At 67.4% G+C, this 24,513-nt stretch carries 19 protein-coding genes; 8 read left to right on the top strand and 11 right to left on the bottom strand.

Going from position 1 to position 24,513, the window contains the following annotated elements:
- Nucleotides 1-123: 123 nt before the first annotated feature.
- Genes QRN67_RS20410 through QRN67_RS20400 form a run of 3 tightly spaced genes read left to right on the top strand, consistent with a single transcriptional unit; the run spans nucleotide 124 to nucleotide 3,862 of the window.
- A complete protein-coding gene (locus QRN67_RS20410) occupies nucleotides 124-1,590 on the top strand; it encodes an alkaline phosphatase (RefSeq protein WP_081268540.1) in 1,467 nt (488 codons plus the stop codon).
- Between the two features lie 32 nt (nucleotides 1,591-1,622).
- Complete coding sequence (locus QRN67_RS20405; RefSeq protein WP_285413305.1) at nucleotides 1,623-3,155, top strand: alkaline phosphatase; 1,533 nt, start codon at nucleotides 1,623-1,625, stop codon at nucleotides 3,153-3,155.
- Nucleotides 3,152-3,862, top strand: coding sequence for a hypothetical protein (locus QRN67_RS20400; RefSeq protein WP_285413303.1), 711 nt, complete (start codon nucleotides 3,152-3,154; stop codon nucleotides 3,860-3,862). The genes QRN67_RS20405 and QRN67_RS20400 overlap by 4 nt, the downstream gene beginning before the upstream one ends.
- Nucleotides 3,863-3,942: 80 nt before the next feature.
- Here QRN67_RS20400 and QRN67_RS20395 read toward each other — a convergent pair whose 3' ends face one another.
- Together QRN67_RS20395 and QRN67_RS20390 are read right to left on the bottom strand one after the other, a co-directional pair.
- Complete coding sequence (locus QRN67_RS20395; protein WP_285413302.1) at nucleotides 3,943-4,422, bottom strand: cyanophycin metabolism-associated DUF1854 family protein; 480 nt, start codon at nucleotides 4,420-4,422, stop codon at nucleotides 3,943-3,945.
- A complete protein-coding gene (locus QRN67_RS20390) occupies nucleotides 4,419-6,710 on the bottom strand; it encodes a cyanophycin metabolism-associated ABC transporter (protein ID WP_285413301.1) in 2,292 nt (763 codons plus the stop codon). The genes QRN67_RS20395 and QRN67_RS20390 overlap by 4 nt, the downstream gene beginning before the upstream one ends.
- A 139-nt stretch (nucleotides 6,711-6,849) precedes the next feature.
- Between QRN67_RS20390 and QRN67_RS20385 the strand changes: the two genes are divergently transcribed.
- The 5 genes from QRN67_RS20385 to QRN67_RS20365 all read left to right on the top strand — a co-directional run bounded on the left by QRN67_RS20385 (nucleotide 6,850) and on the right by QRN67_RS20365 (nucleotide 13,200).
- A complete protein-coding gene (locus tag QRN67_RS20385) occupies nucleotides 6,850-9,087 on the top strand; it encodes a cyanophycin synthetase (protein ID WP_503010924.1) in 2,238 nt (745 codons plus the stop codon).
- Nucleotides 9,088-9,124: 37 nt separating this feature from the next.
- Nucleotides 9,125-11,692, top strand: a complete 2,568-nt coding sequence (cphA, locus tag QRN67_RS20380; protein ID WP_106935619.1) for a cyanophycin synthetase — start codon at nucleotides 9,125-9,127, stop codon at nucleotides 11,690-11,692.
- 158 nt (nucleotides 11,693-11,850) lie between these two features.
- Complete coding sequence (locus tag QRN67_RS20375) at nucleotides 11,851-12,255, top strand: hypothetical protein (protein ID WP_106935620.1); 405 nt, start codon at nucleotides 11,851-11,853, stop codon at nucleotides 12,253-12,255.
- 66 nt (nucleotides 12,256-12,321) lie between these two features.
- A complete protein-coding gene (locus QRN67_RS20370) occupies nucleotides 12,322-12,759 on the top strand; it encodes a hypothetical protein (protein ID WP_285413299.1) in 438 nt (145 codons plus the stop codon).
- 162 nt (nucleotides 12,760-12,921) lie between these two features.
- Nucleotides 12,922-13,200 (top strand): hypothetical protein, encoded by a 279-nt coding sequence (locus QRN67_RS20365; protein ID WP_081268548.1) that lies wholly within the window; start codon nucleotides 12,922-12,924, stop codon nucleotides 13,198-13,200.
- A gap of 45 nt (nucleotides 13,201-13,245) precedes the next feature.
- Here QRN67_RS20365 and QRN67_RS20360 read toward each other — a convergent pair whose 3' ends face one another.
- The 9 genes from QRN67_RS20360 to QRN67_RS20320 all read right to left on the bottom strand — a co-directional run bounded on the left by QRN67_RS20360 (nucleotide 13,246) and on the right by QRN67_RS20320 (nucleotide 24,480).
- On the bottom strand, nucleotides 13,246-14,163 hold the full coding sequence (locus tag QRN67_RS20360; protein ID WP_081268549.1) for a dihydrodipicolinate synthase family protein: 918 nt from the start codon (nucleotides 14,161-14,163) through the stop codon (nucleotides 13,246-13,248).
- A gap of 13 nt (nucleotides 14,164-14,176) precedes the next feature.
- Complete coding sequence (locus QRN67_RS20355; RefSeq protein ID WP_081268550.1) at nucleotides 14,177-15,913, bottom strand: IlvD/Edd family dehydratase; 1,737 nt, start codon at nucleotides 15,911-15,913, stop codon at nucleotides 14,177-14,179.
- Between the two features lie 8 nt (nucleotides 15,914-15,921).
- The gene (yjfF, locus tag QRN67_RS20350) at nucleotides 15,922-16,959 is read right to left on the bottom strand and encodes a galactofuranose ABC transporter, permease protein YjfF (RefSeq protein ID WP_081268551.1); all 1,038 of its coding nucleotides are present in this window, start codon (nucleotides 16,957-16,959) and stop codon (nucleotides 15,922-15,924) included.
- A complete protein-coding gene (locus tag QRN67_RS20345; protein ID WP_285413298.1) occupies nucleotides 16,956-17,990 on the bottom strand; it encodes an ABC transporter permease in 1,035 nt (344 codons plus the stop codon). The genes yjfF and QRN67_RS20345 overlap by 4 nt, the downstream gene beginning before the upstream one ends.
- 139 nt (nucleotides 17,991-18,129) lie before the next feature.
- Nucleotides 18,130-19,653, bottom strand: a complete 1,524-nt coding sequence (locus tag QRN67_RS20340) for a sugar ABC transporter ATP-binding protein (protein WP_285413296.1) — start codon at nucleotides 19,651-19,653, stop codon at nucleotides 18,130-18,132.
- Nucleotides 19,654-19,662: 9 nt separating this feature from the next.
- A complete protein-coding gene (gene mmsB / locus QRN67_RS20335; RefSeq protein WP_285413295.1) occupies nucleotides 19,663-20,877 on the bottom strand; it encodes a multiple monosaccharide ABC transporter permease in 1,215 nt (404 codons plus the stop codon).
- Nucleotides 20,864-22,390 (bottom strand): multiple monosaccharide ABC transporter ATP-binding protein, encoded by a 1,527-nt coding sequence (gene mmsA / locus QRN67_RS20330; protein WP_081268572.1) that lies wholly within the window; start codon nucleotides 22,388-22,390, stop codon nucleotides 20,864-20,866. Before mmsA ends, mmsB begins: the two co-directional genes overlap by 14 nt.
- Nucleotides 22,391-22,431: 41 nt before the next feature.
- Nucleotides 22,432-23,502 (bottom strand): multiple monosaccharide ABC transporter substrate-binding protein, encoded by a 1,071-nt coding sequence (gene chvE / locus QRN67_RS20325; protein ID WP_081268555.1) that lies wholly within the window; start codon nucleotides 23,500-23,502, stop codon nucleotides 22,432-22,434.
- Nucleotides 23,503-23,514: 12 nt separating this feature from the next.
- Complete coding sequence (locus tag QRN67_RS20320; protein ID WP_081268556.1) at nucleotides 23,515-24,480, bottom strand: ABC transporter substrate-binding protein; 966 nt, start codon at nucleotides 24,478-24,480, stop codon at nucleotides 23,515-23,517.
- Nucleotides 24,481-24,513: the final 33 nt, after the last annotated feature.

Below are 24,513 nucleotides of genomic sequence, written 5' to 3'. Positions count from 1 at the left end.
ATTCGCTGAACTTTTTCAACGGACATGCGTCGTCATGGCCGAGTCACGTGACGTCTTTAGATTTCACCTCCGGAACATCTGTGCGCCACGCGCACTACTCAAACAATCCTCCGGAGGAGTCGCATGACCCAACGCTTCATTGCCCCAGCGCTGCTGGGCGCTTCGCTATTGCTGTCCGCCTGCGGCGGCAGCAACCAAGGCCCCCAGCTGCTGCCGCTGCCGCAGCAACCGCAGCAGCCCGCCGCACAGCCCCAGAAGAATGTGCTGTTCTTCCTGGGCGACGGCATGGGCATCACCACCATGACCGCCGCGCGCATCTACAAGGTCGGCGAAGACGGCGACCTGACGATGGACACGCTGCCCGAGACGGCCTTCGTCCACACCTATTCGAACGACGCCCAGGTGACCGACAGCGCGCCGTCGATGTCGGCCTACATGACCGGCGTGAAGATGAACAACGAAGTCATCTCCATGAGCCCCGAGACCAAGGCCACCGACGCCTCGGGCAAGGCCTATCACGTCAACTTCGACAGCACCTGCCCCTCGGGCAACGGCCAGGCCGTCGAGACCCTGCTTGAGCAGAGCAAGGCCAAGGGCTATGCGACCGGCGTGGTGACCACCACGCGCATCACGCACGCCACGCCTGCCGCCACGTACTCGCACGTGTGCCACCGCGACGCCGAGAACACCATCGCCGCGGCGCTGGTGCCGGGCGGCGCGGGCTACAACGGCAAGCTGGGCGACGGCGTCGACGTGTTCTTCGGCGGCGGCACGGACTACTTCCTTTCCAAGGAAGCGGGCGGCAAGCGCAACGACAAGCGCGACCTGATCGCCGAACTGAAGACCGCCAAGTACAGCTACGCAGGCAGCAAAACCGAGTTCGACAAGCTGCCAGTCGACGGCACCACCAAGATCGCCGGCCTCTTCACCAAGAGCCACATGGCCTACGACCTGGACCGCGACGCCACCAAGGAGCCGAGCCTGGCCGAAATGACCGGCAAGGCCATCGACGCACTGGCCGCGCGCAAGAAGGGCTTCTTCCTGATGGTGGAAGGCGGCCGCATCGACCATGCGCTGCACGCCACCAACGCCCGCCGCGCCCTGCAGGACACCGGCGCCTTCGACGACGCCATCAAGCTCGCGCTCGACAAGATGCAGGCCATCGACCCGGGCCTGAAGAACACGCTGGTGGTGGTCACGGCCGACCATGACCACACGCTGCAGCTCAACGGCTATGCGGCGCGCACCGGCAAGACCGAGCCGGGCAAGCCGGGCGTGCTGGGCCTGGTGAAGGACTACGTCGACAACAGCAAGACCAGCAAGGACGTGGACGGCAACCCGTACACCATCATCGGTTTCGGCAACGGCCCTGTCCGCCTGGCCACGCGCGGCCCCATCGACAGCACCGCGCTGGAAAGCAAGGACTACAGGCAGGAAGCCGTGGTTCCCACGGACGCGGCCAGCGACTCCGAAACCCACGGCGGTGCCGACGTGTTCCTCGGCGCGCAAGGCCTGGGCGCCGACAACTTCTCCGGCGTCATCACCAACACCGACGTGTTCGGCCTGATCAAGAAGGCGGTCGGCCTGTGAGGGGCCGCAAGCGCTCATCGACGAACACCAACATGAACACGACCATGAACCGCATCACCCGCAAGACCCGCCTGGCCGCCGCCCTCTTCTGCGCCGCCGCCGGCACCCTGGCCGGCAGCGCACACGCCGCCGGCGAAGCCAAGAACGTCATCTTCTTCCTCGGCGACGGCATGGGCCCGGTCACCGTGACCGCCGCGCGCATCTACAAGGGCGAAAAGCAGCTGGCGGCCAAGCCCGGCTCGCTGGTGAGCCCGGAGCGCGCGAACCTCGTCATGCAGTCGCTGCCGTACGCGGCCCGCGTGAAGACCTATTCGCTCGACGGCCAGACCACCGACAGCGCCCCCTCGATGGCCGCCTACATGACCGGCGTGAAGATGCGCAACGAGGTGATCTCGATGTCGAGCGACACCGTTGCCGTGGACAGCACCGGCAAGCAATACATCAACGGCGAGAACACCACCTGCCCGCCGACCAACGGCAAGGCCGCCGACACGCTGCTCGAGCTGGCCAAGGCCAAGGGCCGTTCGGTGGGCGCCGTTTCGACCACGCGCGTGGGCCACGCCACGCCGGCCACCACCTATGCCCACATCTGCAATCGCAACGGCTACAACACCATTGCCGAGCAGAGCGTGCCGGGCCATGCCAACTACAACCCCAAGCTGCTCGACGGCGTCGATGTGCTGATGGGTGGCGGCCAGCGCAACTACCTGCCGGTGGCGACCAACCCCAGCAGCAAGCGGACCGACGGCGTCGACCTGGTGGCCGCAATGAAGGCCAAGGGCTACACCTACGTCGACACCGGCACCAAGCTCAAGGCCGTCGACACGGCCGCAACCGGCAAGCTGCTGGGCCTGTTCTCCCAAAGCGAGATGGCCTACGAGCTCGACCGCACGAAGCAGAGCCTGGACCAGCCCAGCCTGTCGGACATGACCGAGAAGGCCCTCGGCGTGCTCAGCAAGAACGACAAGGGCTTCTTCCTGATGGTGGAAGGCGGCCGCATCGACCACGCCCTGCACGGCACCAATGCCAAGCGCGCGCTGGAAGACACGCTGGCCTTCGACGCGGCCATCCAGACCGCGCTCGACTTCATGAACAAGAAGGACCCGGGCCTGAAGAACACGCTGGTGGTGGTCACCGCCGACCATGACCACGCGATCGCCTTCAACGGCTATCCGAAGATCGGCAACCCGATCCTGGGCCTGGTCAACGGCTATGCCGACGGCAAGCTCACGAAGGCAGCGGACGGCAAGCCGTACACCACGCTGGTGTTCGGCAACGGCGGACGCCCCAACGCGACCGCCGGCAGCGACGTCAACGCGGAAGACGGCAACAAGAAGTGGATCGCCCCCGCGCGCGCCGCCTCGCGCGACGACCAGACCGCCATGGACACCACCGACGACAACTTCCTGCAGGAAGTTGGCATCAACCTGGGTTCGCCCGGCGCTGAAACCCACGGCGGCGGAGACGTGATGCTGTTCGCCGGCGGCGCCGGTTCGAAGATCTTCAAGGGCACCTTGGAGAACATCAAGGTGTTCAACAAGGTCAAGGAAGCGGCCGGCCTGTGACCGCATCCGTGACGCTCAAGACGCTGCTGGCGGCAACCGCCCTGGTGGCCTTGCCGCTGGCAGCCAGCGCCGCGGGCGATGCCGAGGCGCCGGACCAGAACCTGCGCATCCAGCACCACATGATGTCGATCGGCAAGGACGGCGTCCAACGCGAGAGCCGCTACGCCGACCTGATGTTCCGCCGTGCCGGCTCGGTGTGGGTCGAGCGCGAATTGCCGCCCGCGCTGCGCGAGGACCACGACCACGAAGCCCGCGAGGGCAAGGTGCACATCGGCCACGCCCACGCGGACAACACGGCCGCCCCGCTGTGGGTGCGCCGCGACGCCGCGGGCAAGGTGCAGGTGGGCATGGTGCTGCGCGAGCAGCGCAAGCTGATCGACATCGACGCGGCCAACTACGGCAACGTCGGCTACAGCGGCTCGTGGGCCAACTCCTACTGGCTGGTCGATCCGGCGAGCCTGGCGCGCATGAAAGACCTGGGCGCGGCGGGCAAGGGCGTGCAACGCTACGAACTGAAGCAGGGCGAGGGCACGCTTCGCATCGACTGGGACACGGCCGGCAGGTATGCCCGCAAGATCGAGCAGCGCAACGCGCGCGGTACTTCCGTCAACGTCATGACCGCCTCGGCCATCCCGGCGCCGAAGACCTTGCCGTGGAAGGCCACCGAAGCCTACGAGCGCGGCGACTACTCGGACCTGCTGGACTGACCGGGTTCAGCCCGGCTTGCGCGGTGCGCCGCGCATGGCCCCGAGCCCCTGAAAAGGCTGCGGGGCTTTTTCTTTGGTACTCAGAGAAAACGCTCTAGCAGCTTGCGCGAGGCCCGGTCAAGCGTCTTCACATCGGGAATGCGGAACTGCACGCCGTGCGCGCTTGCAATGAGCAGCGCACCGCCTTCGAGCCGGCGGATGTCTTCCTCGGCCTTCAGCACGAAGGAGGTGTCGCCACGGTCGGTGCTGATGGTCCAGGTGCTGGGCACGCCGAAGCTCGACACGCCATGCAGGCGCAGCAGCGTGGGTGCGAAGTCGCGCACCGCGAGTTCTTCCTGCAGCAGCGCCTTGGCCTGCGCCGGCAGTTGATCGACGCTGTCGATCCAGACCAGTTCGCGCCCTTCGCTGCCCACCAGCGACACGCCGTGGCCCGGCGCGCTCAGCGGAAAGGCCCGCACCGGCACGACGCCGGCGTGGCGTTCGCCTTGCGCGTCGGTCAGTACTAGGCGGCCAAAGGCGTCGCGCTCCAGCTGGAAGTCGTTGCTGCTGTGGGTATTCATGCGTCCCCCGCCGGATGGGCTGCGTGGGCGATGGGCAAAGGTGCCTGCGCGCTGGCGCGCTCGTTCGCGGCACCTTCGCTCGCATCGTCGTCGGCCTGGCGCAACTGCGCCTGGTAGAGCCGCCAGTAGGCGCCCTGCTTCGCCATCAAGGCGTCGTGCGGCCCGACCTCGACCACTTCGCCACGGTCCATGACCACGAGCCTGTCTGCCTTGCGCAGCGTCGACAGGCGGTGCGCGATGGCGATGGTGGTGCGCCCCTGCACGAGGTTGTCGAGCGCCTTCTGGATTTCCTTCTCGGTCTCGGTGTCCACCGCCGAGGTGGCCTCGTCGAGGATCAGGATGCGCGGGTCGATCAGCAGCGCCCGCGCAATGCTGATGCGCTGGCGCTCGCCGCCCGACAGGCCCTGCCCGCGCTCGCCCACCAGCGAGTCGTAGCCGTGCTGCAGCCGCAGGATGAAGTCGTGCGCGTGCGCGGCGCGCGCGGCGGCCACGATCTCTTCGCGCGTGGCGTCGGGCTTGCCGTAGGCGATGTTCTGCGCGATGGTGCCGAAGAAAAGGAACGGCTCCTGCAGCACCAGCCCCACGTGGCGCCGGTAGTCGGCCACGGCGAAGCGGCGGATGTCGGTGCCGTCGACCTTGATGGCGCCGTCGGTCACGTCGTAGAAGCGGCAGATCAGGTTGACCAGCGTGCTCTTGCCCGAGCCGCTGTGGCCCACCAGGCCGATCATCTCGCCGGGCTCGATCACCAGGTCGAGGTCGTGGATGACGGCGCGCGAGCCGTAGCGGAAACCCAGCCCGCTCATCTCGATGCGCCCCTGCACGCGCTCCACCTTCACCGGGTTGGCTGGCTCGGGCACGTTGCTCACGTGGTCGAGGATGTCGAAGATGCGCTTGGCGCCGGCCGCCGCCTTCTGCGTGACCGAGACGATGCGGCTCATGGAGTCGAGCCGCGTATAGAAACGGCCGATGTACGCGATGAAGGCGGTGAGCACACCCACCGTGATGCTGCCGCGCGCCACCTGCCAGATGCCGAAGGCCCAGACCACGAGCAGGCCGATTTCGGTGAGCAGCGACACGGTCGGCGTGAACAGCGACCAGGTGCGGTTGAGCTTGTCGTTGACCTGAAGGTTGTAGGCGTTGGCGACGCGGAAGCGCTCGGCCTCGCGGCGTTCCTGCGCGAAGGCCTTGACCACGCGGATGCCGGGAATGGTGTCGGCCAGCACGTTGGTCACCTCCGACCAGACGCGGTCGATCTTCTCGAAGCCGGTGCGCAGGCGGTCGCGCACGACGTGGATCATCCAGGCGATGAAGGGCAGCGGCACCAGCGTGACCACCGCCAGCAGCGGATTGATGGAGATCAGGATGACGGCGGTCATCACGATCATCAGCACGTCGTTGGCGAAATCCAGCGCGTGCAACGACAGGAAAACGTTGATGCGGTCGGTTTCCGAGCCGATGCGCGCCATCAGGTCGCCGGTGCGCTTGCCGCCGAAATAGTCGAGCGGCAGGGTCAGCAGGTGCTCGTAGGTGGTGGTGCGCAGGTCGGCGCCGATGCGCTCGGACACCAGCGCCAGCAGGTAGGTGCGCGCCCAGCCCAGCCCCCAGCCGACCAGCGCCGCGACCAGCAGTCCGCCCAGGTACAGGCCGACGCGCATGGTGTCGATCTTCTGCCCGTTCTGGAACGGAATCAGGATGTCGTCCATCAGCGGGATGGTCAGGTACGGCGGCACCAGGGTGGCGGCGGTGGAAATCAGGGTCAGGACAAACCCCAGGATCAGCTGCTTGCGGTACGGCTTGGCGAAACGGCCCAGGCGCAGCAGCACCCAGGTCGAGGGCGGGGTCTGGAGTTCGGTGTCGGCAACGGCGGCATCGTCGCCGTCGGCGGCCTCGGCCGGCTCGGGTGTCGCCTTGGCGACATCGGACGCGCGCTGGCCGAAAAGCTTGAGCAGGCGCAGCGCCGCCACCTGGTGGGCCAGGGTGTAGCGCCAGCGGGCCAACCGGCCCTCGGAGCCCGTCAAATCAAGGGTTCCGACGCCGGAATGGTCGGAAAGCCGCAGCGCCAGGGAGGCGTCCGTCAGTGGCCACTCACGCCATTCGCCGCCCGGATCGAGCGCGATCAGGCGCCGGTCAGTCAGGGCGACTAGGCCGCAAGCGAAGCGAAGTTGGTCGTCGAGGTCAACCGACAGTATTACCAGAACGTTTTCCGCGACTGCGAGCCGGTTTTTCAGCGCGTCTGAAGCCGCCTCTGTTTCGCCCTCCCGGGTGCCGACTGGATCGTGATGTTGCATTGTGTTTCTTTGACTCTTGCCCGTCGCGGGCCGCATGGACCGCGTCATGGCGCCCTTGGTCGGGCGCCGATTCTGACCGATCGCCATGGGCGCGCTTGAAGGCGCCGCGGTGCTCGGCCAAAGCACATCGAACGTTTGCATGACCCGTTTCGACGACATCCAATTGCTGCGCATCAATTATTTGCGCGGTCCCAATCTCTGGACCTACCGTCCGGTGCTCGAAGTCTGGCTCGATCTGGGTCAACTGGAAGACTACCCCTCCAACAAGATAGACGGCTTCACCGACCGCCTGACCGGGCTGCTGCCGGCGCTCATCGAGCACCACTGCGGCGTCGGCGAGCGCGGCGGCTTCATCCAGCGCCTGACCGAAGGCACATGGTCGGGCCACGTGCTCGAACACGTGGTCATCGAGCTGCTGAACCTGGCCGGCATGCCCACCGGCTTCGGGCAAACCCGCAGTACTTCCGAACACGGCGTGTACCGCATGGTGTTCCGGGCGCGCGACGAGCAGGTCGCCCGCGTGGCGCTCGCCGAGGGCCACCGCATGCTGATGGCCGCCATCAACAACGACCCGTTCACCGCCGCCGACGTGCAGAAGGCCGTCGACGCGGTCAAGGCCAAGGTCGAGGACTGCTACCTCGGCCCGAGCACCGCCGCCATCGTGGCCGCCGCCACCGACCGTGGCATTCCCCACATGCGGCTGAACAGCGGCAACCTGGTGCAACTGGGCTACGGCGCCAACCAGCAGCGCATCTGGACCGCCGAAACCGACTACACCAGCGCCATCGGCGAATCGATCGCCAGCGACAAGGAACTGACCAAGTCCCTGCTCGCGAGCTGCGGCGTGCCCGTGCCCGAAGGCCAGGTAGTCGCCAACGCCGAAGAAGCCTGGGAAGCCGCCGAGGACATCGGCCTGCCCGTGGTCGTGAAGCCATCCGATGCCAATCACGGCCGGGGCGTCTCGCTCGAACTGACCACCCGCGAGGAAGTCATTGCCGCCTTCGCGGTCGCCGAGCCCGAGGGCAGCGACGTGATGGTCGAGCGCTTCATCCGCGGCCACGAACACCGCCTGCTGGTGGTGGGCGGCGAAGTGGTGGCGGCCGCGCGCGGCGAGATCATCACCGTGACCGGCGACGGCCAGGCCACGGTGCGCGAACTGATCGAGAAACAGCTCAACAGCGACCCGCGCCGCGGCGCCGAGGAAGAGTTCCCGCTCGACGTGATCGTCATCGACACCGACGCCAAGCTGCAGCTCGAACTCAAGCGCCAGGAGCTGGACGCCGACGCCGTGCCGGCCGCCGGCCGCGTGGTCACGATCCAGCGCAACGGCAACATGGCCAACGACTGCACCGACCAGGTCCACCCCGAAGTCGCGCACGCCGCCGTGCTGGCCGCGCGCGTGGTGGGCCTCGACATTGCCGGCATCGACCTCGTGGCGCTGGACATCTCCAAGCCGCTGGGCCCGCAGCGCGGCGCCATCGTCGAAGTCAACGCCGGCCCCGGCCTGCTGATGCACCTGAAGCCGGCCGTCGGTTCGCCGCGCCCGGTGGGCCGCGCCATCTGCGACCACCTGTTCCCCAACGACGCGCCCGGCCGCATCCCCGTGGTCGGCGTGGCCGGCTCGCGCGACACCGCCGTGCTGGCGCGCCTGGTGGCGTGGCTGGTCGGCCTGGGCGGGCGCCACACCGGCCTGGCCTGCCGCGACGGCCTGTTCCTGGAGCGCCGCCGCGTCGACGCGCGCGACAGCGCCAACTGGGACGCCGGCCACCGCCTGCTCGTGAACCGCGCCGTGCAGGCCGTGGTGATCGAGAACGGCGCCGAGACCATCCTGCGCGACGGCCTCTCCTACGACCGCTGCGAAGTCGGCATCGTCACCGACCTCGACGGCTGCGAAGCCCTGGCCGACTACGACATCACCGAGAGCGACCAGATGGTCAAGGTGCTGCGCACGCAGGTCGACGTGGTGCTGTCCGAAGGTACCGCCGTGCTGAATGCCGACGACGCCCGCGTGGCCGGCCTCGCGCCGCTGTGCGACGGCGCCGTCATCCTCTATGCGGCCGACCCGCAGGCCGCCGCGCTCACCGCACACCAGGCCGCCGGCGGCAAGGCCGTGCTGGTGCGGCAGGACCGCGTGGTGCTGGCCAACGGCAGCAGCGAGTCGTTCCTGCCCGGCCTCGGCCGGCTGACCGTGTGGCGCGCCACCCATGCCGGCGTGAGCCTCGAAAGCCTGCTGGCCGCCGTGGCCGCAGCCTGGGCCATGGGCATTCCGCTGAACCTGATCGGCGCCGGCGTGGAGGCCTTCGAGGCCGACCTGCAGGCCGCGCTGGCCTCGCTCCAGCTGTCGCAGACCCAGCCCCTTCAACCCCAGCTGGCCTGAGCCCCCGCGCCAGCCCGCAAGCAGTCCCACGCCGACCATGAAAGTCACCCGCATCCGGGCCCTCCGCGGGCCTAACCTCTGGAGCCGCCACACCGCCATCGAGGCCGTCGTGGCCTGCCACGGCGACGAGAACGCCGTCAGCCGGCTCGCCGGCTTCGAGGACCGCCTGCGCGCCCGCTTCCCCACCATCGGCGAGCTGCACCCGATGGTGCTGGGCCAGCCGCTGGCGCTGGCCCACGTGCTCGAGAACGCCGCCGTCGCGCTGCAGGCCCAGGCCGGCTGCGCCGTCAACTTCGGCCACACCTCGCCCACGGTGGAAGAAGGCGTCTACCAGGTCGTGTTCCAGTACACCGAGGAGGCCGTGGGCCGCCGCGCCGCCGAACTGGCCGAACAGCTCATCGCCGCTGCCCAGGCCGACACCCCGTTCGACGCCGAAGCCGCCATCACCGAGCTGCGCGACCTCGACGAATCCGAGCGCCTGGGCCCGAGCACCGGCTCCATCGTCGACGCCGCCGTGGCGCGCGGCATTCCGTACCGCCGCCTCACGAGCGGCAGCCTGGTGCAGTTCGGCTGGGGCTCCAAGCAGCGCCGCATCCAGGCCGCCGAGGTCGACAGCACCAGCGGCGTGGCCGAATCGATCGCGCAGGACAAGGAACTGACCAAGCAGCTGCTCAATGCCGCCGGCGTGCCGGTGCCGCTGGGCCGCCCTGTGCGCGACGCCGAAGACGGCTGGGCCGCCGCACTCGAAATCGGGCTGCCCGTGGTGGTGAAGCCGCAGGACGGCAACCAGGGCAAGGGCGTCACGGTCAACATCAACACGCGCGAAGAGCTTTTCTCGGCCTACGACTCGGCCGCCGCCTACGGCGAGGTGATGGTCGAGAAGTTTCTCCCCGGCTTCGACTTCCGCCTGCTTGTGGTGGGCGACCGCCTGGTGGCGGCCGCGCGCCGCGATCCGCCGCAGGTCATCGGCGACGGCGTGCTCACCGTGCGCCAGCTGGTCGACACCGTGAACCTCGACCCGCGCCGCGGCGAGGGCCATGCCACCTCGCTCACCAAGATCCGACTGGACGACATCGCCATCGGCCGGCTCGAATCGCAGGGCCTCACGCCCGACAGCGTGCCCGCGCGCGGCCAGCGCGTGGTGCTGCGCAACAACGCCAACCTGTCCACCGGCGGCACCGCCACCGACGTGACCGACACCGTGCACCCCGAAGTCGCGGCGCGCGCCGTCGACGCGGCGCAGATGGTCGGCCTGCACATCTGCGGCGTCGACATGGTCTGCGAGAACGTGCTGCGCCCGCTCGAGGAGCAGCACGGCGGCGTGGTCGAAGTGAACGCCGCGCCCGGCCTGCGCATGCACATCTCGCCTTCGTTCGGCCGCGGCCGCGCGGTGGGCGAAGCGGTGATGGACACGCTCTTCGCCCACGGCGACGACGGCCGCATCCCCGTGGTCGCCGTCACCGGCACCAACGGCAAGACCACCACCGCGCGCCTCATCAACCACCTGCTGGCTTCCAGCGGCCTGCGCACCGGCATGACCAACACCGACGGCGTGTACGTCGACGGACGCCAGACCGACAGCGGCGACTGCAGCGGCCCCAAGAGCGCGCGCAACGTGCTCATGCACCCCGACGTGGACGCGGCGGTGTTCGAAGTGGCCCGCGGCGGCGTGCTGCGTGAGGGCCTGGGCTTCGACCGCTGCCAGGTGGCCGTGGTCACCAACATCGGCAGCGGCGACCACCTGGGCCTGAACTACATCACCACGGTGGAAGACCTCGCGGTGCTCAAGCGCGTGATCGTGCGCAACGTGGCCGCCGACGGCTACGCCGTGCTCAACGCCGCCGACCCGAACGTCGCGGCCATGGCCGCGGGCTGCCCGGGCCACGTGATCTTCTTCACCGCCGACCGCATGCACCCGGTCATGGCCACGCACCGCGCGCAAGGCAAGCGCACCGTGTACGTCGACCAGGACACGCTGGTGGCCGCCGAAGGCTCGTGGCGCGAACGCATCGCGCTGCGCGACGTGCCCATCACCCGCGGCGGCACCATCGGCTTCCAGGTCGACAACGTGATGGCCTCGGTGGCCGCCGCGTGGGCCGTGGGCCTGGACTGGGACACCATCCGCAGCGGCCTCGCGAGCTTCATGAACGACGCCGCCGGCGTGCCCGGGCGTTTCAACGTCATGGACTACCGCGGCGCCACCGTGATCGCCGACTACGGCCACAACACCGACGCCATGCGCGCGCTGGTGTCGGCCGTGGACACCATGCCCGCGAAGAAGCGCTCGGTGGTCATCAGCGGCGCGGGCGACCGGCGCGATTCCGACATCCGCGACCAGACCGCCATCCTCGGCCAAGCCTTCGACGACGTGATCCTCTACCAGGACGCGGCGCAGCGCGGCCGCGCCGACGGCGAAGTCATGGCGCTGCTGCGCCAGGGCCTGCAGGGCGCCGCGCGCACGCGCTACATCGACGAGATCCGCGGCGAGTTCGTCGCCATCGACACCGCGCTGGCCCGCCTTCAGCCCGGCGATCTTTCGCTGATCCTCGTCGACCAGGTCGAGGAAGCGCTCGCTCACCTCGCGCAGCGCATCGCAGCGGGCTGACGCCCGCCTTGCCGGACACGTCCCACACCGATGGGCGCGTCCGGCCCGGCCGTGCGGTGCGGCCTGTCCCACAGACGCGTACCCCACGCCGACACCACACTGTGGCTCCGGTCACGCACCTCCTTTCGCGGAGGGCGTGGCCCAACCAAGGAGCCCGCATGACAAAAACAGTTCGTTCACTTCTTTCCGCCACGGCACTCTTCGCCGCCAGCGGCTTCATCGTTTTCGGCGCCCAGACGGCCAGCGCGCAGGCACCGGGCTCCGATGCACGGATGCAGAAGGAACGCGCCACCTGCGACGGCGTTCAGCAAGACCGCGCCGCGTGCCTGCGCGAAGCCGGCGCCGCACGCCAGGAAGCCAGGCGCGACGGCCTGACCACGCCGAGCGCCCCGCGCGAGCAGGTCAACGCACTCGCCCGCTGCAGCGAGCAGCCCGGCCCCGACCAGGCCGAATGCGAAGCCCGCATCAAGGGCGGCGCGCGCACCACCACCGAAGGCAGCGTGATGGGCGGCGGCGTGATCCGCGAGACCGTGACGCCGCTGCCGGCACAGCCCGCACGTTGAACCCGGCACATCCACGCCGGTCCAACATTCCCCGGTTTTCTTTTAGCTGACTCCAAGGAGCCGTCCATGAAAAGCAATACGCGTTCGATCATCCTGGCCCTGCTCGCCGCAGGCGGGCTGACCGCCACCACCATCGCCTCGGCCGCAGGCGAATCCTCCAGCACGTACCAGCGGGAACTGGCCGTCTGCGGCCACAACCAGCAGGACCGTGCGGCCTGCATCCGCGAAGCGGGCGCGGCGCGCCAGGCAGCCGCCCGCGGCGGCCTGACCAGCGCCCCGGACTACCGCGCCAATGCCCTGGCGCGCTGCAGCCTGCAGCCGCCTACCGAGCGCTCGGCCTGCGAAGCACGCGTGCTCGGCAGCATGGGCGACACCCGCGCCATGGTCGACGGCAGCGTGATGGGCGGTGGCGTGATCCGCGAATCGGTGACCACCACCCTGGTGCCTGTCGTGCCGGCGCCGCCGCCGGAACCGATGCCCATGCCGATGCGTCCCATGCGCTGATCGGCGACCCGGGGCTGGCCCGCCGCATGAGGCAGGACCGGCCCTCGTGTGCAATTGAGGGGAAACCCCAATGGATACCCTCCGTTGTCACACGACTGTCATAAAAGGCAAAGGAGTGCTAGCTATAGTTCTCGGTCCCTGCCTACCGAGGAACCACTCCCCATGAATGCCATCAAGGTCGCTCGCCGATTCATAGAAACGGACCCGGCCAACGAATCGGCCAAGATTCTGGCCCAGCTCGTGTTGGCGCTCGAGTCCGAACGCAGCTTCGAACTGATCACGCTCTACAACCTCGACTACAAGAGCTTCCAGCTTGCCATGGACATCCTGAAGGAATGGCGGCTCGACCGCTATTACGCCAGCAAGTCCAAGCTGTTCGACCTGTCACTTCAGGTCAGCGAACTCGAAAAAGCCAGCGCCACGCCCACGCCCGAAGCCTGAACGGCCCCTGAGGCGCGTTCGCGTTTTCTCCTTCTCCCAGCTTCTTCACTTCCCCCAGCGCAGCACCATCGGATCGAGCCGCCTCGCGGTCTCGATCAGTCCGGTGCGCGTGTCGGGGTGCATCGGTGGCAGCGGATGACGCGGCGCTTCGCATGCGATCACGCCGCCCTCCTTCATCAGCGACTTGCAGGCCAGCAGGCCGGCTTGCCGGTTCTCGTAGTTGATCAGCGGCAGCCACTGCTGGTAGAGCGCGAAAGCCTTGTCGCGGTCGCCTGAACGGTGCGCCTCGATGATCGGCCTGATGCCGTCCGGATAGCCGCCACCGGTCATCGAACCGGTCGCTCCCGCGTCGAGGTCGGGCATCAGCGTGATGGCTTCTTCGCCGTCCCACGGCCCTTCGATGGCATCGCCGCCAAGGCGGATCAGCTCGCGCAGCTTCGACGCCGCGCCGGCCGTCTCGATCTTGAAGTACGCGACCTGCTCGATCTCCTTCGCCATGCGCGCGAGGAACGGCGCCGACAGCACGGTGCCGCTGGCCGGCGCGTCCTGGATCATGATCGGAATGCCCACCGCGTCCGACAGCCGCGCATAGAACTCGAAGATCTGCGGCTCGGGCACGCGGAAAGTCGCGCCGTGGTAGGGCGGCATCACCATGAGCATTGCAGCGCCCATGTCCTGCGCGCGGCGGCTGCGCTCGGCGCATACCTTGGTGCTGTAGTGCGTGGTGGTCACGATCACAGGAACGCGGCCCTTCACATGTTCGAGGATCGCGCGCGTGAGCACTTCGCGCTCCTCGTCGGACAGCACGAACTGCTCCGAGAAATTCGCGAGGATGCACAGGCCGTCCGAACCCGCGTCGATCATGAAGTCGACACAGCGCTTCTGGCTCTCGATGTCGAGCGCGCCCTGTTCGGTGAAGGTGGTGGGCACCACCGGGAAAATGCCGCGGTATCTGGGGGTCATGCTGGTGTGTGAGTCAGTGTGAATGGCGGGGAACGGCGGCGCCGCGGCAGCCGACCAGGAAATCGAAGTCGCAGCCCTCGTCGGCCTGCAGCACGTGGTTGACGTAGAGCTTCTGGTAGCCGCCGCCGCGCGTGCTCATCGGCTGCGCGTCCGAAGCCGACAACGAAGCCAGGCGCGCCGCCAGCTCCTCGTCGCTGATGTCCAGGTGCAGCCGCCCCGCGTCGCAGTCGAGCTCGATCCAGTCGCCGTCGCGCACCGCCGCGAGCGGGCCGCCATCGGCCGCCTCGGGCGCCACGTGCAGCACCACCGTGCCGTACGCCGTGCCGCTCATGCGCGCATCCGAGATGCGCACCATGTCCTTCACGCCCTGGCGCAGCAGCTTGGGCGGCAGGCCCATGTTGCCCACCTCGGCCATGCCGGGATAGCCCTTGGGGCCGCAGTTCTTCAGCACCATCACCGAGCTTGCGTCGATGTCGAGGTCTTCGTCGACGATGCGCGCTTTGTAGTGCTCCAGGTTCTCGAACACCACCGCCTTGCCGCGATGCTTCAGCAGCTCGGGCGTGGCGGCCGATGGCTTCAGCACCGCGCCGCGCGGCGACAGATTGCCGCGCAGTATGCGGATGCCGCCATCGGCGATGAGCGGCTTGTCGAGCGGGCGGATCACCTCGTCGTCGAGGCTCGGCGCCTCGCGCACGTTGTCCCAGATCGACTGGCCGTTGACGGTGAGCGCATCCGGATGCGGCAGCAGGCCGGCTTCGCCGAGCCTGCGCAGCACGGCGGGCAGCCCGCCGGCGTAGTAGAACTCCTCCATCAGGAAGCGCCCCGAAGGCATCAGGTCGACGATGGTCGGCGTATGGCTGCCGATGCGCGTCCAGTCTTCCAGCTCCAGCTCGACGCCGATGCGCCCCGCGATCGCCTTCAGGTGGATCACCGCATTGGTCGACCCGCCGATGGCCGCGTTCACGCGGATGGCGTTCTCGAAGGCCTCGCGCGTGAGGATCTTCGACAGCGTGAGCCCCTCCTTCGCCATCTCGACCACGCGCATGCCCGACATCTGCGCGAGCACGTAGCGCCGCGCATCCACCGCCGGGATGGCCGCGTTGTGCGGCAGCGAGGTGCCCAGCGCCTCGGCCATGCAGGCCATGGTCGAGGCCGTGCCCATGGTGTTGCAGGTGCCCGCCGAGCGCGACATGCCACCTTCGGCCGAGAGGAACTGGTGCAGGTTGATCTCGCCCGCCTTCAGCGATTCGTGCAGCTGCCATACGGCCGTGCCCGAGCCGATGTTCTTGCCGTCGAGCTTGCCGTTGAGCATCGGCCCGCCCGTGACCACGATGGCCGGTATGTCGCAGCTCGCCGCGCCCATCAGCAGCGCGGGCGTGGTCTTGTCGCAACCCGTGAGCAGCACCACCGCATCGACCGGGTTGCCGCGGATGGCCTCTTCCACGTCCATGCTCGCAAGGTTGCGCGTGAGCATCGCGGTGGGCCGCAGGTTCGATTCGCCGTTGGAGAACACCGGGAACTCCACCGGAAAACCACCCGCCTCGGAGATGCCGCGCTTCACGTGCTCGGCGATCTTGCGGAAGTGCGCGTTGCACGGCGTGAGCTCCGACCAGGTGTTGCAGATGCCGATGATCGGCCGGCCGTCGAACTCGTGGTCGGGAATGCCCTGGTTCTTCATCCAGCTTCGGTACATGAAGCCGTTCTTGTCGGCCGAGCCGAACCATTCGGTCGAACGAAGTTTCTTTGTCATGGGTTGAATCAGCGCCGTGGAGAGCGCGAGGTAAAGAAGCGTTGCAGCAAACAGAAGACGAACAGCAGCGCGCCGACCACGATGCGGGTCCACCACGAGCTCAGCGTGCCGTCGAAGGAAATCAGCGTCTGGATGATCCCGAGCATCAGCACGCCGAACAGCGTGCCCGCCACGTAGCCCACGCCGCCCGTGAGCAGCGTGCCGCCGATCACCACCGCCGCGATGGCGTCGAGCTCCAGCCCCACCGCATGCAGGCCGTAGCCCGAGAGCATGTAGAACGTGAAGATCACGCCCGCCAGCGCCGAGCAGAAACCCGAGAGCGTGTACACGCCGATGAGCGTGCGGCGCACCGGCAGGCCCATCAGCATGGCCGAATGCTCGCTGCCGCCGATGGCGTACACCGCGCGGCCGAAGGGCGTGCAATGCGCGATGAATATCGCCGCCAGCAGCACCGCCACCGCGATCACCGCGCTGATGGACACCGAGGCCTCGCCCCAGACCGGAATGCGGATCTGCGAGACCTCCGAATAGAAAGCGTTGGTGATGCTGATCGAGTCGATGCTGATGAGGTAGCACAGCCCGCGCGCCAGGAACATGCCCGCCAGCGTGACGATGAAGGGCTGCAGCCGGTAGCGTTCGATCAGCAGCCCCATGAAGGCGCCGAAGGCCGTGCCCATCACCAGCACCAGCGGAATCACCACGCCGGGGCTCCAGCCGTGTTTTTCTACCAGCGAGGCCGACACCATGGTGGTCAGCGCGATCACCGAGCCCACCGACAGGTCGATGCCGCCCGAGAGGATCACGAAGGTCATGCCCACCGCCACGACGATGAGGAAGGCGTTGTCGATCAGCAGGTTGAGGAACACCTGCGCCGAAAAGAACCCGTCGTAGAAGACCGAACCCAGCGTGGCCACCAGCACGAACAGCGAGATGGTCGCCGCCAGCGGCAGGTACTTGGGGTTGAGCCCCTTCCTGCTTCCTTTCCCGCGCGCGGGAGAAGCGGGCGAAGGTTGCGGCGAGGGTGTCACGTCGATCACCGCGCTCATGACCGCGCTCCTTCATGCGCGGGCCGCTGCACCAGCGACCGCACTTGCGCCCTGAACTCCGGCGACTGCAGCAGCATCACCGCGAACACCACGCCCGCCTTCACCACCAGGTTGATCTCCGGCGGCACGCCCAGCGAATAGATCGCATAAGTCAGCGTCTGGATGATCAGCGCGCCGATCACGCTGCCCACGAGGCTGAAGCGCCCGCCGGTCAGCGCCGTGCCGCCCAGCGTCACCGCCAGGATCGCATCGAGCTCGATCAGCTGCCCCGCGTTGTTGCCGTCCGCGCTCTTCACGTTGGAGCTGATCAGCAGGCCCGCCACGCCGGCGCAGGCACCGCAGAACGCGTAGGCCCCGACGATCAGGCGCCGCGACTGCACGCCCGCCACCCGCGCCGCCGTCGGGTTGATGCCCACCGCCTGGATGAACAGCCCGAGCGCGGTGCGCGTGATGGCCAGGTACAGCAGCACGAACACCGCCGCCGCGATGAACAGGGAGAACGGCAGCCCCAGCAGGTAGCCGCTGCCCAGGAAAAAGAAGGGCTTGTAGTAGATCGTGATGATCTGTCCGTCGGCAATGAGCTGCGCAATGCCGCGCCCCGCCACCATGAGGATCAGCGTCGCGATGATCGGCTGCATGCCGACCTTGGCGACCAGCAGGCCGTTCCACAGCCCGCACAACAGCGCGATGCCGATGGCCGCGAGGATGGCAAGCGACATGGGGAAGCGGCTCACGTCGCTGGCCACCGAGCCGCCGATCATCCAGGCCGCGAGCGCCGCGGCGATGGCCACCACCGCGCCCACCGAGATGTCGATGCCGCGCGTGGCGATGACCAGCGTCATGCCGAGCGACACCAGCACCAGCGGCGCCGCGCGGTTCAGGATGTCGATCAGGCTGCCGTACAGGTGCCCATCGCGCCATTCGAGGTGCAGGAAGCTGGCATTGAAGGCCGTGTTCACCGCGAGCAGGAGCACGAGGGTGACGATGGGCCAGGCCAGGCGATGGCTCATGAGAGATGAAAGGCGGTTCATGTGTTCTGCCTTGCTCCTTCCCCTTGCGGGGGAAGGCCGGGATGGGGGCATGCGGACTCGGACACCGCGCGATGGTGGAGGCCGCCTGCCCCCACCCCTGCCCTTCCCCTGAAGGGGAGGGAGAAAGAAAGGAGATGCATCATGCGGCCGCAATCATTTCGTAGACCTCGTCCTCGGTCGCCCCACCCGGCAGCTCCCCCACCTTCTTGCGGTCCCGCAGCACCACGATGCGATGCGCCACGCGCACCACCTCGCTCATCTCCGACGAGATGAAGATCACCGCCATGCCTGCCTTAGCGAGCCGCAGGATCTCCTCCATGATCTCCTGCTTGGCCGCCACGTCGATACCGCGTGTCGGCTCGTCGAGTATCAGGAGCCGCGGCTCGGTCGCGAGCCAGCGCGCGATCATGGCCTTCTGCTGATTGCCGCCCGAGAGCAGCCCGATGGGCGTCTCGACGCTCGCCGTCTTGATGCCCAGCGACTTGACGAAACGCTGCGCCATCTCGGTCTGCTCCGCATGCGACAGGAAGCGCCGCGTGCCCAGCCGCGCCTGCAGGGCGAGCGCGATGTTCTCGCGCACCGACAGCTCCGCAACGATGCCGTCGGTCTTGCGCTCCTCGGGGCACAGCGCGAGGCCTTCGCGGATCGCATCGGCCGGGTTCGAGAAACTGACGGAACGGCCATCGACCTTCAGCACGCCACGGTCGGGCGACTCCAGCCCGAACAGCAGCCGAGCCAGCTCCGTGCGGCCCGCGCCCAGCAGGCCGGCGATGCCGACGACCTCGCCGGCACGCACGCGCAAGTCCGTCGCCTGCAGTTGACCGGCCTGGCCCAGCCCCTCGGCCTGCAGCAATGCAGGCGCGGCTTCGTCGAACGCGGGCAACGCCGCGGGCCGTGCCGACTGCGCCGCCAGTTCGCGCCCCAGCATCGCGGCGATCAGCGCCTGCGGCCCCAGGTCGGCCGCCTTCCATTCGCCGATCCAGCTGCCGTTGCGCAGCACCGTGATGCGGTCGGACACCGCATACATCTGGTTGAGAAAGTGCGTGACGAAGACGATCGCCAGCCCCTCGCCGCGCAAACGCCGCAGCACCTCGAACAGCTTCTCGACCTCGTCGTCGTCCAGGCTCGAGGTCGGCTCGTCGAGGATCAGCACCTTCGACGACACGCCCAATGCCCGCGCAATGGCCACCATCTGCTGCACCGCCACCGAGTAGCTCGACAGCAGCCGCGTCACGTCGATGTCCAGGCCGATGCGCGCCAGCAGTTCTTCGGCGCGCCGATTGACGCTGGCCCAGTCGATGCGAAAGCCCTGCGCCACACCGCAGCGCGGATAGCGCCCGGCAAACACGTTCTCCGCCACCGACAGGTTCGGGCACAGGTTCACCTCCTGGTAGACCGTGCTGATGCCCAGCTTCTGCGCCTCCAGCGGCGAATGCGGGTGAATCGGCTGGCCGTCGAGGAATATCTGGCCGCCGCTCGATGGCAGCACGCCGGTCAGCACCTTGATCAGCGTCGACTTGCCCGCGCCGTTCTGTCCCATCAGCGCATGGATCTCGCCCGGGTACAAGCGCAGCTGCACGTCGCGCAGCACCGGAATGCCGCCGAACTGCTTGTGGATGCCCTTGAGCTCCAGCACGGGCGAGGGAGTGTCGTCGTCAGCCATGCGAAGCCGTCACTTGTTCTTGTTGTAGACGTCGATGAACACCGCCGCCAGCAGCACCAGGCCCTTGATGACCTGCTGGTAGTCGATGCCGATGCCCAGGATCGACATGCCGTTGTTCATCACGCCCATGATGAAGGCGCCGATCACCGCGCCCATCACCCGGCCCACGCCGCCCGAAGCCGAGGCGCCGCCGATGAAGCAGGCCGCGATCACGTCCAGCTCGAAGCCCAGGCCCGCCTTGGGCGTGGCCGTGTTGAGCCGCGCCGCGAACACCAGGCCCGCCAGCGCCGCCAGCGCGCCCATGTTCACGAAGGTGAGGAACGCGAGCCGTTGCGTCTTCACGCCCGACAGCCGCGCCGCCTTCTCGTTGCCGCCCAGCGCATAGATGCGCCGGCCGAGGGTGGTGCGGTTGGTGACGAAGTCGTACACCACGATCAGCACCGCCATCACGATCAGCACGTTCGGCAGGCCCTTGTAGGTGGACAGCAGGTAGCTGAAGAACAGGATGATGGCCGCGAAGAACAGGTTCTTCACCAGGAAGAAGGCATACGGCTCCTGCTCCATGCCGTGCGCCGCCAGCTTTGCGCGGCCCCGCAGCTTGAAGAACACCAGTGCCACGGCGGCCAGCGCGCCCACGATGAGCGACGTGAGGCGCAGTGTGTCTCCGCCCAGCGGATCGGGAATGAAGCCCGAGCTGAGCCGCTGGAACGCCACCGGAAACGGCCCCACCGACTGCCCCGCCAGCAAGGCCAGCGTGAGCCCCTTGAACACCAGCATGCCCGCCAGCGTGACGATGAACGACGGAATCTTGCGGAACGCCACGAACCAGCCCTGCGCCGCGCCGATGACGGCGCCCGCGAGGATGCTCACGATGGCCGTCGGCACGAAGTGCCACTCGTACTCCACCATCAGCACCGCCGCCAGCGCGCCGATGAAGCCGCACACGGAGCCCACCGAAAGATCGATGTGCCCCGCCACGATCACCAGCAGCATGCCCAGCGCCATGATGACCACGTAGCTGTTCTGCAGCAGCAGGTTGGTGAGGTTGAGCGGACGCAGCAAGGTGCCGTCGGTCAGCACCTGGAACAGCACCATGATCGCGACCAGCGAGATCAGCATGCCGTATTCGCGCAGGTTGTTCTTCAGGAAGCCGGCATGCAGCCTGGCCGCGCCTTCCTGCACCGGCACCGCCGGCTTCATCGCGTTGACTTCAGGCTGCGACATGGACGGAACTCCCCGCGCTGACGATGGCATGCATGATGCGTTCCTGCGAAGCCTCGGCCGCAGTGAACTCGGCCACGAAGCGGCCCTCATTCATCACGTAGATGCGGTCGCACATGCCGAGCAGTTCCGGCAGTTCAGAAGAAATCATGAGAATGCCTTTGCCCTCGCTCGCGAGCTGGTCGATGATGGTGTAGATCTCGTACTTGGCGCCCACGTCGATGCCGCGCGTGGGTTCGTCCAGGATCAGCAGTTCGGGTTTCGTGAAGAGCCACTTGCTCAAGACGACCTTCTGCTGGTTGCCGCCCGACAGGTTGACCACCAGCTGCTCCACGCCGGAGCAGCGGATGTTGAGTGCCTTGCGGTATTCGTTGGCCACCTTGAATTCGCGGCCGGTGTCTATCACCGCCGAATCGGCCACCGCCTCCAGGTTGGCCAGGCTGATGTTCCTGCGGATGTCTTCCTCCAGCACCAGCCCCAGCCCCTTGCGGTCTTCGGTGACGTAGGCGATGCCGTGGTCGATGGCCTTGCGCACCGTGCTCACGTCCACCGGCTTGCCGTGCATGAACACCGAGCCGCTGATGCGCTGGCCGTAGGACTTGCCGAACACGCTCATGGCCAGCTCGGTGCGGCCCGCGCCCATGAGGCCCGCGATGCCGACGATCTCGCCCTGTCGCACGTTCAGGCTCACGCCCTTGATCTGTTCGCGGTCGGCGTGCAGCGCATGGTGCACGCGCCAGTCGCGCACCTCGAACACGGTCTCGCCGATCTTCGGCGCGCGCTGCGGATAGCGATGCGCCATGTCGCGCCCGACCATGCCGCGGATGATGCGGTCCTCGCTGATCGGCTGCGCGCGGCAGTCCATGGTCTCGACGGTCGCGCCGTCGCGCAGCACGGTGATCGAGTCGGCCACCTTGGCGATCTCGTTGAGCTTGTGCGAGATGAGGATCGACGCGATGCCCTGGCGCTTGAGCTCCAGCAAGAGCATCAGCAGCGCGTCGCTGTCGCGCTCGTTGAGGCTGGCGGTGGGCTCGTCGAGTATCAGCAGCTTCACTTCCTTGGCCAGCGCCTTGGCAATTTCCACCAGTTGCTGCTTGCCCACGCCCAGGTCGGTCACCAGCGTGGTCGGCGGCTCCTGCAGGCCCACCTTGGCGAGCAGCTCGCGCGTCTTCGCATAGGCGGCGAACCAGTCGATCACGCCGCCGCGCGTGATCTCGTTGCCCAGGAAGATGTTCTCGGCAATCGACAGCAGCGGCACCAGCGCCAGTTCCTGGTGGATGATGATGATGCCGAGCTTCTCGCTGTCGGCAATGCCCCTGAAGCGGCGCACCTCGCCCTCGAAGCGGATCTCGCCCTCGTAGGAGTCGCACGGGTAGACGCCGCTGAGCACCTTCATGAGCGTCGACTTGCCCGCGCCGTTCTCTCCCACCACGGCATGGATCTCCCCGGCGCGCACGCCGAGGTTGACGTTGCTCAGCGCCTTCACGCCGGGAAACGTCTTGGTGATGCCGCGCATCTCGAGGATTGCGCCGGCATCGGCGAGGCTGCCTCCGATGCTCACTTGATCTGGCTTTCCTTGTAGTAGCCGCTGTCGACCAGCACCTGCTTCCAGTTCGATGCATCCACGCTCACCGGCTTGAGCAGGTAGGAGGGCACCACCTTGATGCCGTTGTTGTAGGTCTTGGTGTCGTTCACCTCGGGCGTCTTGCCCGAGAGCATCGCGTCCACCATCGACACCGTCACCTTGGCCAGCTCGCGCGTGTCCTTGAACACGGTCGAAGTCTGTTCCTTGCGCAGGATCGACTTGATGGAAGGCACCTCGGCGTCCTGCCCCGACACGACGGGCATCGGCTGCGAGCCCGAGCCGTAGCCCACGCCCTTGAGCGACGACAGGATGCCGATGGAAAGGCCGTCGTACGGCGACAGCACCGCATCCACCCGGTCCTTGGTGTAGTAGGCCGACAGCAGGTTGTCCATGCGCGCCTGCGCCACGGCGCCGTCCCAGCGCAGCGTGCCGACCTTGTCCATGCCCATCTGCTTGCTGCGCACCACCAGCTTGCCGCTCTTGATGTACGGGTCGAGCACCGACATCGCGCCGTTGTAGAAGAAGAAGGCGTTGTTGTCGTCGGGCGAGCCGCCGAACAGCTCGATGTTGAACGGCCCCTTGCCGCTCTTCAGGCCCAGCGCCGCCTCGATCGACTGCGCCTGCAGCACGCCGACCTGGAAGTTGTCGAAGGTGGCGTAGTAGTCGACGTTCTTCGAGCCCTTGATGAGCCGGTCGTACGCAATGACCTTCACGCCCTTGTCGGCCGCCTTCTGCAGCACGTCGGACAGCGTGGTGCCGTCGATGGCCGCGATGACCAGCACCTTGGAGCCCTTGGTCACCATGTTCTCGATCTGCGCGAGCTGGTTGGGAATGTCGTCGTCGGCGTACTGCAGGTCGGTCTTGTAGCCCTTGTCCTTGAAGTACTTGACCATGTTGGCGCCGTCGGCGATCCAGCGCGCCGACGACTTGGTGGGCATCGAGATCGCGATCAGGCCCTTGTCCTGCGCGCTGGCCAGCGGCGAGAAGCCGACGATGGCGAACGCGATGCCCGCGAGCGATGCCTTGAGGAATTTGCGTTTCATGTCGGGGTGTCCTCAGTACTTGCGGTTGGGAAACTCTTTGGCGGCCACTTCCATGGGGAAGATGCTCTCCACTGTCACGATGCGCTTGGGCAGCGTCTTGCCGTCCTTGATGTCCTTCACCGCCTGCATGAGCTGCGGGCCGAGCAGCGGGCTGCACTCCACCGACACGTTGAGCTTGCCGGCGATCATGGCCTCGAAGGCGCCCTTCACACCGTCGATGGAAATGATGACGATGTCCTTCGCGGGCTTCAGGCCCGCCTCTTCGATGGCCTGGATCGCACCGATGGCCATGTCGTCGTTGTGCGCGAACAGCACATTGATCTTCTTGCCGTCGGCCTTCAGGAAGGCTTCCATCACCTCCTTGCCCTTGGCGCGGGTGAAGTCGCCGGTCTGCGAGCGGATGATCTTGAACTTCGGGTCGGCCTTGATGATTTCCTCGAAGCCCTTCTTGCGGTCGATGGCCGGGGCCGAGCCCACGGTGCCCTGCAGCTCGACGATGTTCACGTCGCCCTTCTGGTCCTTCATCTTCTCGACCAGCCAGCGGCCGGCCTTGCGGCCTTCCTCGACGAAGTCGGAACCCATGAAGGTCACGTAGAGCGAGTCGTCCTTGGTGTTGACGGAGCGGTCGGTCAGCACCACCGGAATCTTGGCGGCCTTGGCCTCGCGCAGCACGGTTTCCCAGCCCGACTCGACCACCGGCGAAAAGGCGATCACGTCGACCTTCTGCGCAATGTAGGAGCGGATGGCCTTGATCTGGTTCTCCTGCTTCTGCTGCGCGTCGGAGAACTTCAGCTCGATGCCCGCGTCCTTGGCGGACGACTTGATCGACTCGGTGTTGGCGGTGCGCCATTCGCTTTCGGCACCCACCTGCGCGAAGCCCAGCACGAGCTTCTTCTGCGCGAAGACGGACACAGGCAGCATGCTGCCCAGGGCTGCGGCGGCGAGCGCGGTGTTGAGGGTGCGGCGATTCATGGTCATGGGATGTCTCCTTCTCGATGTCGTGAGGACTTG

This window comes from Variovorax sp. efr-133-TYG-130 (assembly GCF_030208835.1).
Lineage (GTDB): Bacteria > Pseudomonadota > Gammaproteobacteria > Burkholderiales > Burkholderiaceae_C > Variovorax.
The sequence above is the reverse complement of the archived record's forward strand: the minus strand, read 5'-3'. Positions and strand labels throughout refer to the sequence as shown.

Excerpts from the sequence above, each read along its gene's own strand:
- QRN67_RS20375 (WP_106935620.1), top strand. The coding sequence starts at position 11,851 with ATGACAAAAACAGTTCGTTCACTTCTTTCCGCCACGGCACTCTTCGCC.
- QRN67_RS20345 (WP_285413298.1), bottom strand. The coding sequence starts at position 17,990 with ATGAACCGCCTTTCATCTCTCATGAGCCATCGCCTGGCCTGGCCCATC.
- QRN67_RS20320 (WP_081268556.1), bottom strand. The coding sequence starts at position 24,480 with ATGACCATGAATCGCCGCACCCTCAACACCGCGCTCGCCGCCGCAGCC.
- QRN67_RS20385 (WP_503010924.1), top strand. The coding sequence starts at position 6,850 with ATGACCCGTTTCGACGACATCCAATTGCTGCGCATCAATTATTTGCGC.
- QRN67_RS20390 (WP_285413301.1), bottom strand. The coding sequence starts at position 6,710 with ATGCAACATCACGATCCAGTCGGCACCCGGGAGGGCGAAACAGAGGCG.
- QRN67_RS20360 (WP_081268549.1), bottom strand. The coding sequence starts at position 14,163 with ATGACCCCCAGATACCGCGGCATTTTCCCGGTGGTGCCCACCACCTTC.
- QRN67_RS20395 (WP_285413302.1), bottom strand. The coding sequence starts at position 4,422 with ATGAATACCCACAGCAGCAACGACTTCCAGCTGGAGCGCGACGCCTTT.
- mmsB (WP_285413295.1), bottom strand. The coding sequence starts at position 20,877 with ATGTCGCAGCCTGAAGTCAACGCGATGAAGCCGGCGGTGCCGGTGCAG.
- yjfF (WP_081268551.1), bottom strand. The coding sequence starts at position 16,959 with ATGAGCGCGGTGATCGACGTGACACCCTCGCCGCAACCTTCGCCCGCT.
- QRN67_RS20370 (WP_285413299.1), top strand. The coding sequence starts at position 12,322 with ATGAAAAGCAATACGCGTTCGATCATCCTGGCCCTGCTCGCCGCAGGC.
- QRN67_RS20340 (WP_285413296.1), bottom strand. The coding sequence starts at position 19,653 with ATGGCTGACGACGACACTCCCTCGCCCGTGCTGGAGCTCAAGGGCATC.
- chvE (WP_081268555.1), bottom strand. The coding sequence starts at position 23,502 with ATGAAACGCAAATTCCTCAAGGCATCGCTCGCGGGCATCGCGTTCGCC.
- cphA (WP_106935619.1), top strand. The coding sequence starts at position 9,125 with ATGAAAGTCACCCGCATCCGGGCCCTCCGCGGGCCTAACCTCTGGAGC.
- QRN67_RS20355 (WP_081268550.1), bottom strand. The coding sequence starts at position 15,913 with ATGACAAAGAAACTTCGTTCGACCGAATGGTTCGGCTCGGCCGACAAG.
- QRN67_RS20410 (WP_081268540.1), top strand. The coding sequence starts at position 124 with ATGACCCAACGCTTCATTGCCCCAGCGCTGCTGGGCGCTTCGCTATTG.
- mmsA (WP_081268572.1), bottom strand. The coding sequence starts at position 22,390 with ATGCGCGGCATCACCAAGACGTTTCCCGGCGTGAAGGCGCTGAGCAAC.
- QRN67_RS20405 (WP_285413305.1), top strand. The coding sequence starts at position 1,623 with ATGAACACGACCATGAACCGCATCACCCGCAAGACCCGCCTGGCCGCC.
- QRN67_RS20365 (WP_081268548.1), top strand. The coding sequence starts at position 12,922 with ATGAATGCCATCAAGGTCGCTCGCCGATTCATAGAAACGGACCCGGCC.